The organism is Pedobacter sp. 05L430, from assembly GCF_056397585.1.
In genome coordinates this window covers 1-5,071 of record NZ_JBFTNT010000298.1, presented here as the reverse complement: position 1 = coordinate 5,071, position 5,071 = coordinate 1, and the positions used below count along the sequence as shown (strand labels likewise).

Genomic DNA, 5,071 nt, shown 5'->3' with positions numbered 1-5,071 from the left:
CAGCTGAATTGGGTATTCTTAAAACCATTATCCCCGGATTAAAAGAGCAGTCATATAATTTCGAAATTGTTTCCTTCGATAAATTAGGGAATTCCTCTTTAGAGGTGATAAAGAGTGGTAAGGTTTATGGTACTACCTACGAATCTGAGCTTTTGAATAGGGGAGTGATTATTGGGAATACCCTGGCAGGATTAGAATTGAGTTTTTCCGGTGCTGAAACTTTTAATGTGTCAACTGAAGTAACCTATACCAATGCCTTAGGGAAAACTGCAACTGTTCGTGTACCATCAACGGTTGATACTTATACTATTGCTGACAATAAAGGAAAGCAAATAGAATTGAAATCTGCATTCGTACCTGATAAAGGCATTGATACATTTTACAGTCCTTCGGTTATTCAAACATTTAATGCATACGCAGGGAATTACCAGGCCACAGGTGTGTTTCATCATCCGGACAATGGAGATCGCAATATTGACGAAGCGAAAGTCCTTGCCCGGATAACGGATGAAATTGTTCAATGTAATTTAGGTGACCTGGGCTCCTCAGGTTATCTCATGCAGTTGAAAGTTAATGGAGATTTATCAGTGACCATTACTCCTGCTGGAGCTACACCTAATATTGACCAGCATTGGGGGCCAAGTTATTACGATCCTGCAACTAAATCTTTTCATTTATTCTACTCTTATAATACTGCTGCTCCACGTAAAGTAGAGGAAACAATCACATTAAAATAGTGGATTTATAAACAATAATAATGAAGCGCAGCAATCCGGTTGGGGATGCCCCAGCCGGATTTTTCTACCTAATAGCTTGAATCGTCATGTAAGTACATTGAGTTGATGAGCAAAAAAAGCATCGATATTGATCAATATAAGACCATTTTTATAGCTCTTAAAATATTTAATTTTAGCATTGAACAGACTGATCGGCAGTATTGTCATAAATTTTTTTTGAGAATAAACAAGCGAACAGTTTGTACATACAAACAAATGAAACAAAGCGAAAATTCGCACAAGACAACACACAAACACTATGAATAATTTTAACATTGTCATGTTCAGGGTAATTATTGCCTGGATAATGGTGTTCAGCTACAGTAACCTATCACATGCGCAGACCATCAATTTAAAAACCCGATATTCATCTATCAGTATAGATGGTAAAGGTTTTATTACATCCATTAAAGACGTCAATACGAAAAAAGAATATAATCCAAAGGGGTTTTCTTCAGCATTGATGAGCCTTTCTAATCACAAGGGTTATATTCATCCGATAAAATCCTTTTATAGCCCGAAGCGCAATCAAATCTTGCTTAGCTTTAGCAATGGTGCAGTGGCAACAATAAAAGCAGAACAGAAAAATGAATATTTTAGGTTTCAACTACTTTCGCTAACCAAGAAAGAACAGGTTGATAATATCATATGGGGCCCTTATAAAACGAATATTTCAAAAACCATTGGAGATGTGCTTGGAGTGGTGCGGGATGATGATTTCGCGATAGGTATGCTGGGACTGAATGACAATACTACAGGAGGCCCACCAACGGACGGTGATATGTCTTTCATGTATTATTTTATACACTCTCCTGACCCTGTAAAATTCCCACTTCCTCCTAACCTAAAAGAAGGGCAAACTTTTACAATTGGTGGCGATGGTATTAGTGATGTGGCCTTTTACTCGCATCCGGAAGAATACTATAGGATGAACTATGGAAATGGTGCTGTTCTAGAACCAACATTTGGATCTTCGATTTCCATGCACTCTCGAGACAGGAAAAAAGAGCAAATGATACGTTTTCCTGTATTGCCCGACAACATGGATGGAAAAGCAAACTCTGCCCGTTACCAACTCGTATTGCCTACAGATGCCGGATTTATCGGTTCTGCAATGGCATTGTATGCTTGTCCGGATTCTCTTGGCCTTAAAACGATAGAGAAAATAGTTTTAGCCGAAGGGCTTCCTCACCCGGAAATAGATGGCAAATGGATTAAAGACCCCAAAGCTTATCGTCCTGATATTGCATGGAGTGGTGTTCATGACAGCCTTGTAAATTATGCTCAGCGTTTAGGACTTAAATCTGTTCAGGATGAAGGCATGGGCGAATATTATCCGAACAGGCAAAACAGATGGGGCGGAAAAAAAGTTAATTTTAAATCTGCTCCTGCAATGACCATACCTGAATATGGCGCATTAATGAAAGAAAAAGGTATACGCTGGGGTTTACATACCCTTTGTGAATTCTTACAACCGGATAATAACAGTGATGTTGCACCAGTTCCTAATGATAGCCTTTCCATCATGCAGCGCACGGTGATCACCAAACAGCTTTCTCCTCAGGATACAGTTATTACAGTAGCAGACCGGGCCTATTTCAATGAATTTGGAGGATGGGAAGGAAATCATACCAATGTACTTAAGATAGGTAAAGAGCTTATCGAGTATAACGGCATAACAGAAACCAAGCCCTATACCTTTTTAAATGTTAAAAGAGGATTTCATGGAACAACCAGAGGATCTTTTGGCCTTGGAACAACCATTGTTAAGCTGCAGCCTAATTGCTATCATGGTTTTGCACCAGACATGAATTTGCAGGAGGTTTATGCAGATTTTTATGGAAAATGGTTGGTTGATGGTGGTATGGATTATATTGATTTTGACGGGCTTGAAAGCTGTATTTATCAAGGGCATGGGCAGTATTCGTTTAAGCGTTTCTTTGGTAAGCTTTTCGAAAGTTACAAGAGGAACGGAGGTAAATATTTGCGTGTAATGGGTAGTGCTGTTGGCGAAGGGAGCTGGCATTATATGAGTGTATGCAACGTAGGGGGTGGCGATCATATGTTTAGTCCGGTAAACAATAAGTGGGGTATAGAAGGTAAAGACATGCGTTACGTTTTTGAGAGCAGTTACCTGCCGGCAACATTTGGTATTATTAACCTGGACAGTGAATGGACCATGTACGATGCTGAAAACCTACAGGCGAAATCAATTGGATGGGATGCTACCTATATGCTAGGTTTAAGTGAAAGGGCTGTAGAGAATTGTAGTGAAAAGAATGCGATTTTTAAAGCTTACCGCACCTGGGAAAATCTGAGAAGCGAAATAGATTTTTCAAAGACATTAAAGGAGAAATTGAAAGATCTTAATTACAAGTTTCATCTGGAACAGACCGGAAAAAAAGCATTTATCTTATACCCCGTACGTGAAAACCGTTTCAGAAATGAACCTTATACCTCAGAAGGAAAGTTGTACCAGTTAAAAAATGAATTTGAGAGCCAGCCACTTGAATTTGCAATTCGCATACATACACCAAAAGGCGAACAAGCAAATGGAGTCAAAATTACCTTGCAAAATGGAAAGCAATTTTTAATTGACAGGAAGTTCTCTGATGGGGAGTTCATCATATTTAAAGGAAATTCGTTATACGTTGCTGACCGGTTTAGAAAGAAACGTGAAGAAATATTGAATGAACGAAACCTGATGCTGCCAAATGGCCAATCCGATATTGCTGTTGCAGCATTGCATGAAGGAAGCGAGAAGATTAAGATTGATTTAGTAGTGAATAGTATTGGTAAAGGTGAAAAAATCTAATGTTGTAAAAATTTAGTAAGCATCATAACTAGATATGGAAAATGATATCCCAGTAAATTATTGGAAGGGTAAGGGAAGGAAGATCATTGCAATTCCCCAACAGATATTAGACAAGCAACGGCTAAATAATGCATTGCTGAATGGATTATTCATTAAGGATTTAGGATATTATCCCGTTGCGTCAAAACATTATACCCATCGAAAGAACGGAAATGCACACAATATTTTAATTTATTGTGTTGCAGGAACAGGTTGGATTAGAAATGCAAGTGGAATTCAAAAGGTAACTGGAAATAGTTTTTTTATTCTTCCTCAAAATATTGAGCATGAATATGGCGCATCTGACGATGATCCATGGACAATATACTGGATGGAATTTGGWGGTAACATGCTGGCTAGCATAAACGACATGTCTTTTACCAGGGATTGCTTTAACCCCAAGCACTTCCCTTATAAAAATGATGCGATACTGTTGTTCGAAGAGATATTTAGTGTGTTGGAACAAGGGTATAATAAAGAGTATCTTGCTTATGTAAATATGAAATTGATTAATTGTCTAACGCTGTTTCTTTTTCAAAGAGGTTCAATTATCAAAAAGAATATAGCAAATTCTCATGATGCTATTATTCAAAAGGCAATGGCGTATATGAAATCTAATCTTCATCGGGCAATTCTCCTTCCGGATGTATCAACTGCTGCGGGATGTTCAGACTCCCAACTTTCAACCATTTTTAAGAATATCACAGGTTATTCACCTATAAATTATTTTAATCAGTTAAAAATACAAAAGGCCTGTCAGTTGTTTTATCGAACCAATGGCTTGGTAAAGGAAGTTGCAGCCCAGCTTGGTTATAACGATCCCTATTATTTTTCAAGACTATTTACCCAATTAATGGGAACTTCTCCAAATGCCTATAGAAACAGGAATGCAAAATAATCCATCTTTTTTATGATAGCAAAAACGAAGACTTTATCGCTTATTATTTTGTTAACTGCTGCAGTGGCAGTTGCCCAAAAGCAAAAAACAAGTAATGCATTTACCCCAAAAGTGACTGATGTATGGGTAGTATTTAAGACTCACTTTGATCTTGGCTTTACTGATTTACCTGAAAATGTTTTTGCAAGGTATCGGGGAGAGATGATGGATAAGGCATTAAGTGTAATTGAGAAGAATGCAACCTTACCTAAGAATCAGCATTTCGCATGGACTGTACCAGGATGGCCTCTTTATGCACAAATATTGGGGCCTCAACAGGATTCGGAGCGTAAAAAAAGGATAGAAAAGGCCGTTAGAGAAGGGTCAATTGTGGCTCATGGTTTAGCATTTACTACCCATACTGAATCTCTTGATTACGAAGATTTGGTTCGTGGATTGGTTTATTCATCCAGGGTTGCCCGTAAGTACGGGCAACCCTTACCAATAAGCGCTAAAATGACTGATGTTCCCAGCCACTCCTGGGTGATGCCAACTTTATTGAAT

Annotated in this window: 4 protein-coding genes; all 4 read left to right on the top strand. The window is 38.3% G+C overall.

From position 1 onward, the window contains the following. A partial coding sequence (locus AC1DG9_RS22980; RefSeq protein WP_477635308.1) for a DUF4998 domain-containing protein occupies nt 1-737 on the top strand: 737 nt, incomplete at its 5' end. A 298-nt stretch (nt 738-1,035) separates the two neighbouring features. Then, the gene (locus AC1DG9_RS22975; RefSeq protein ID WP_448104406.1) at nt 1,036-3,591 is read left to right on the top strand and encodes a ubiquitin family protein; all 2,556 of its coding nucleotides are present in this window, start codon (nt 1,036-1,038) and stop codon (nt 3,589-3,591) included. A gap of 34 nt (nt 3,592-3,625) precedes the next feature. Next, entirely contained in the window at nt 3,626-4,528 is a 903-nt protein-coding gene (locus AC1DG9_RS22970; RefSeq protein ID WP_337716714.1) for an AraC family transcriptional regulator, read from the top strand. A gap of 12 nt (nt 4,529-4,540) precedes the next feature. Next, the coding region (locus tag AC1DG9_RS22965; RefSeq protein ID WP_477635307.1) for a hypothetical protein at nt 4,541-5,071 on the top strand (531 nt) is incomplete at its 3' end.

What these genes read in the sequence shown, in the direction of transcription:
- AC1DG9_RS22975 (WP_448104406.1), top strand. Translation starts at nt 1,036, where the DNA reads ATGAATAATTTTAACATTGTCATGTTCAGGGTAATTATTGCCTGGATA.